The organism is Stenotrophomonas sp. YJH_SMC_119, from assembly GCF_059368315.1.
In genome coordinates, this window is sequence record NZ_JCAFRP010000029.1 from 1 (window position 1) to 4,610 (window position 4,610).

A 4,610-nucleotide genomic window follows, 5' to 3' on the forward strand; every position below is an offset into this window, starting at 1 on the left:
CGTGGTCGCCAGCGAAGTGCGTACCCTCGCCCAGCGTTCGGCTGCGGCGGCCAAGGAGATCAAGGGCCTGATCGATGATTCGGTCGGCAAGGTCGCCGAAGGCTCCAGCCTGGTGCACCAGGCCGGCAGCACCATGGGCGAGATCGTCGCCTCGGTGCAGCGCGTGACCGACATCATGGCCGAGATCTCCGCCGCTTCGCAGGAACAGTCGGCCGGAATCGAGCAGGTCAACCAGACCGTGGTGCAGATGGACGAAACCACGCAGCAGAATGCCGCGCTGGTGGAGGAAGCGACTGCTGCGGCGCGCGCCATGGAAGACCAGGCCGTGCAGCTGGGCGAAGCCGTGGCGCGCTTCCGGCTGGCATCGCAGGGCGTCGCCGCTGCGCCGGCACGCTTGGCAAATGCACCGCAGCCACGTCAGGTCGCGGCCGCCCTGCCCGTCACCAAGGCAGCACCGACACGGCCGCTGCGGGCGTCGGCCGCCCAGCCGGCGCTGGCTGCCGAGGGTGATTGGCAGGAGTTCTGACCCCACGCAGAAAGCATCCGCCCATGGGGTGGATGCACCAGCATGGCGGGCCACGGGGCCAGATCCCTTTCCCACGGGAAAGGGATCTGGCCCCTTATGCATGGAAAGTGATGCAAATCCCACTTCATAATCCAATGAAGAGGCCGATATCCCCATCGAGCCTGCAACAACGCGTGCTGGCGCCCGCCCCTGATCACAGACTCCATGTCCGACGGCCACGACACTGAACTGCATGATGTCCACGCGGCCGACGCCGCGGACGAACGCTTCCTGGTCCGCAACCCCCGCCAGCTGCGGCAGCTGCTGCGCTCGCTGATCGACCAGCGATCACTGATCAACGCGCATATCGACGGCCGGGATCGTTCCTTCCCGACCGCCCTGCTTGATCTCGACGAGGACGAAGACTACCTGCTGCTCGACGGCAGCCCGCAGGAGGCGTCGAACCGTGCCGCCGAGCAGGCCGACCACCTGCTCTGCTTCGCCCAGCTTGAACGTGTCCTTGTGCGGTTCCGCCTGCACGAACTGCAGCGCGTGGACAACGACGGCCACGTCGCCTTCCGCGCCCCGCTGCCGGACGAACTGGTGCATCTGCAGCGCCGTGAGCTGTACCGGCTGGATACCCCGGTCACCGACTCGCCGCATCTGCTGCTGCCACCCGGCGAAGCACGTGCCGAAGCGCTGTCGATGCGGGTGGTGGACATCAGCGGTGGCGGCCTGGCCGTAGTGGTTCCCAACGACTGCGCCGTATTCGGCCTGCAGAAGCGCTACCCGGCGCAGCTGTCGCTGCCCGATGGCCCCGACCTGGACATCGAACTGGTGGTCTGCAACCTGCTGCCACAGCGACAGCCCAATGGCATCGAGGTCAAGCGCGTGGGAATGCGCTTTGACAGCCTGCCGCGCGGCGGCGACAGCGCCATCCAGCGCTACATCTTCCGCATCGACCGCCAGCGCAAGGCGCGCCGCAACGGCGAGCTCTGAGGCCCGTTCGACCGTTCGTGCCGGCCGGCGGCCGGCAACCCGCATGATGCCGTCGCCGGCCAGCGGCCGGCACTACCGATCTTCGGCGGATCCACGCCATATGCGCGTGCCGGCCGCGCCGCGGTAGATCCACGCCATGCGTGGATGCCTCTCCCCCGGCACCTAAAGTCCCCCCACGCGGGGCCGATATCGAGCCTGACACCGGGACTTCCGGCAGAACCAGGACCCCTCGATGAACGACAAGACCAGCTCCGCCGCCAGCGCCGGTGGCGAATTCCTCAGCTTCACCCTCGGCGCCGAGCACTACGGCGTGGACATCCTCAAGGTGCAGGAGATCCGTGGCTACGATGCGGTCACCCGCGTGCCGGACGCCCCGGATTACATCAAGGGTGTGATCAACCTGCGCGGCACCATCGTGCCGGTCATCGACCTGCGCTTGAAGCTGCGCCTGGACAACGCCCGCTACGACGCCTTCACCGTGATGATCGTGCTCAACGTCGAAGACCGCGTGGTCGGCATCGTGGTCGACAGCGTGTCGGACGTGATCCCGCTGTCGGCCGAGCAGATCCGCCCGACCCCGGAGTTCGGCGCTGCAGTCGACACCCGCTTCATCTCCGGCATCGGCACCCACGACGACCGCATGCTGATCCTGCTGGACATCGAGACCCTGCTCGACAGCGCCGACATGGGCCAGGCCTCCCTCGCCGAAGACGCTGCCGCCTGATCCATCGGACCTGCTTCACGTTCTGGTCACAAAACCCTTCAGTTCCCCCCAGCAGTGCCGATAGGGGGACAGAAGCCGGTCGCGCAGGAGCGCGCGGAACCGGAACGACCATCACCATCCCCGGAGATACACCTCGATGAAGTCCCTGCTTGCGTTCGTTTCGGCCGCTGTCCTGGCCACCACCGCTTCCTCCGCGTTCGCCCAGGCGGCCGACATGATCCCGCCGGAACTGGCCCCGCGTTCGGTCGGCAAGGACGGCATGGTCTGTGGCAAGGTCGAAAAGGCCCGCTACGCAGAAGGTTCCGAAGGCCAGCCGACCTTCCTGTACATGGGCGGTGCCTTCCCGCGCCACACCTTCTCGGCCCGCATCGCCGGCGAGAACCGCGGCAAGTTCTCCTTCCCGCTGGAGACCCTGGAAGGCAAGACCGTGTGCGTGATCGGCAAGATCCAGCGCGACGCCTCGCGCGCGGAAATCGAAGTCAGCTCGCCGGCCGGCCTGAAGCTGGCCAACATCAAGTAATCCGCTGTCCGTCGAACCACGCCGGAGCTTGTGCCGGCGTGGTTTCTGCTGCAACCGGGCCCGACGCCCGGACGCGTCTGCCTTAGGAGATCGCAACGCCCATGCCGTGGATCAACAACCTGAAACTGATGCCGAAGCTGCTGTTGACCTTCGGCGTCCTCCTGCTGGTGATGCTGCTGCAGGGCATCGTCGCCTATCGCGGACTGCATTCGCTGAACAACGTCACCACCGAGTTGGCGGGTTCGCGCATGGAAAGCATCCGCATGGCCGGCGAGATGCGCGGCATGCTGGGCGAGTACCGCAATGCCGCCTACCAGCAGCTGATCCGCGCCAGCGATGACGTCAAGTCCGACGCGCGCAAGCAGGCCGTCGACCTGCGCACCAGCATGGACACGTCGATCAAGGAATACCCGAAGCTTGTCGACAACGCGCAGCAGAAGAAGCTGTTCGATACCTTCGCCAAGGAATGGAAGGACGCCCTGGCCTCCTACGACAGCGTCACCGAGATGCTGGAGCTGGACCTGCCGGACGATGCCATCGATACCTTCGTGGGCGAGACCCGCACCAAGCACCGCAAGGCTGCATCCGCGCTGGAAGCGCTGATCGCCGAAGACAACCGCCTCGCCCGCGCCTCGCGCGAAGAGGCCGCGTCCACCTATTCCGCCTCCGCCGTGCTGACCGTGATCGCCCTGCTGGGCGGCGCCGCGCTCGGCCTGGTGCTGGTCTGGCTGTTCGCGCGCGCCCTCGTCGGCAGCGTGCGTGGCGCCGTGTCGGTTGCCAACGACGTGGCCGGCGGCAAGCTTGATGGCCACATCGACGTCAGCCGCCAGGACGAAGTGGGCGAGCTGATGCAGGCCATGCAGCGCATGCAGCGCGACCTGCGCGAACGCATCGAAACCGACCAGGCCGTTGCCCGCGAGAACCTGCGCATCCGCACCGCGCTGGACTACAGCTCGACCGGTGTCTACCTGACCGATACCAGCAACACCATCGTCTACAGCAACCGCGCCCTGCAGCAGACCCTCAGCCAGTACCAGGATGAAGTACGCCGCGACCTGCCGGACTTCGACGCCCAGGCCTCGTTGATCGGCAAGCCGGTCACCGTGCTGGAACACCGCGGCGAGATGGACCAGACGCTGTTGGGCAACCTGAAGGCCCACGGCGTCGCCCGTCGCCCGATGCAGTACGGCGATGCCCAGTTCGCGCAGGTGGTGTCGACCATCCGCAACGAAGGCGGCGACACCGTCGGCTACGTGGTGGAATGGCGCGACCGCACCCAGGAAGCACTGGTCGAAGCCGAAGTGGCGCGCGTGATCGCCCAGGCCGCCGCCGGCGACCTGTCCGGCCGCATCGACGCCAGCGACAAGGAAGGCTTCTTCCTGCAGCTGGCCCAGCAGATCAACGGCCTGCTGGACGCCAATGCCGGCAGCATCGAACAGATCTCCGGCCTGCTTGCCGCGCTGTCGCAGGGTGACCTGACCGTGCGCATGCACGGCGACTACCAGGGCGTGTTCGCCCGCATGCGCGACGACGCCAACGCCACCGCCGCGCAGCTGAGTGAAATCGTCACCCGCATCAAGCAGTCCAGCCGCGCGATCAGCTCGGCCGCCGGCGAGATCGCCTCGGGCAACAGTGACCTGTCGCGCCGTACCGAGCAGCAGGCCGCCAACCTGGAAGAAACCGCTGCCTCGATGGAGGAACTGACCTCCACCGTGCGCCAGAACGCCGAGCACGCCCGCCAGGCCAACCAGCTCGCCATCGGCGCGCACGGTGTCGCTTCGCAGGGCGGCGAGGTGGTCGGCCAGGTGGTCACCACCATGTCGGCCATCGAAGCCTCGTCGAAGAAGATCGCCGAGATCATC

5 protein-coding genes are annotated in these 4,610 nt (G+C 66.9%); all 5 read left to right on the forward strand.

Going from position 1 to position 4,610, the window contains the following annotated elements; all coding sequences use genetic code 11:
* On the forward strand, positions 1–526 hold a 526-nt coding region (locus tag AC5P6S_RS20950; protein WP_495204740.1), incomplete at its 5' end, for a methyl-accepting chemotaxis protein.
* 204 nt (positions 527–730) lie between these two features.
* Entirely contained in the window at positions 731–1,504 is a 774-nt protein-coding gene (locus tag AC5P6S_RS20955; RefSeq protein ID WP_164225611.1) for a flagellar brake protein, read from the forward strand.
* 232 nt (positions 1,505–1,736) lie between these two features.
* Positions 1,737–2,228, forward strand: a complete 492-nt coding sequence (locus AC5P6S_RS20960) for a chemotaxis protein CheW (RefSeq protein ID WP_005409516.1) — start codon at positions 1,737–1,739, stop codon at positions 2,226–2,228.
* A gap of 136 nt (positions 2,229–2,364) precedes the next feature.
* Positions 2,365–2,748, forward strand: a complete 384-nt coding sequence (locus AC5P6S_RS20965; RefSeq protein WP_005409515.1) for a hypothetical protein — start codon at positions 2,365–2,367, stop codon at positions 2,746–2,748.
* 101 nt (positions 2,749–2,849) lie between these two features.
* Positions 2,850–4,610: methyl-accepting chemotaxis protein (locus tag AC5P6S_RS20970; protein WP_099597122.1), on the forward strand; the 1,761-nt coding region annotated here is incomplete at its 3' end.

What these genes read in the sequence shown, in the direction of transcription:
- AC5P6S_RS20955 (WP_164225611.1), top strand. Translation starts at nt 731, where the DNA reads ATGTCCGACGGCCACGACACTGAACTGCATGATGTCCACGCGGCCGAC.
- AC5P6S_RS20960 (WP_005409516.1), top strand. Translation starts at nt 1,737, where the DNA reads ATGAACGACAAGACCAGCTCCGCCGCCAGCGCCGGTGGCGAATTCCTC.
- AC5P6S_RS20965 (WP_005409515.1), top strand. Translation starts at nt 2,365, where the DNA reads ATGAAGTCCCTGCTTGCGTTCGTTTCGGCCGCTGTCCTGGCCACCACC.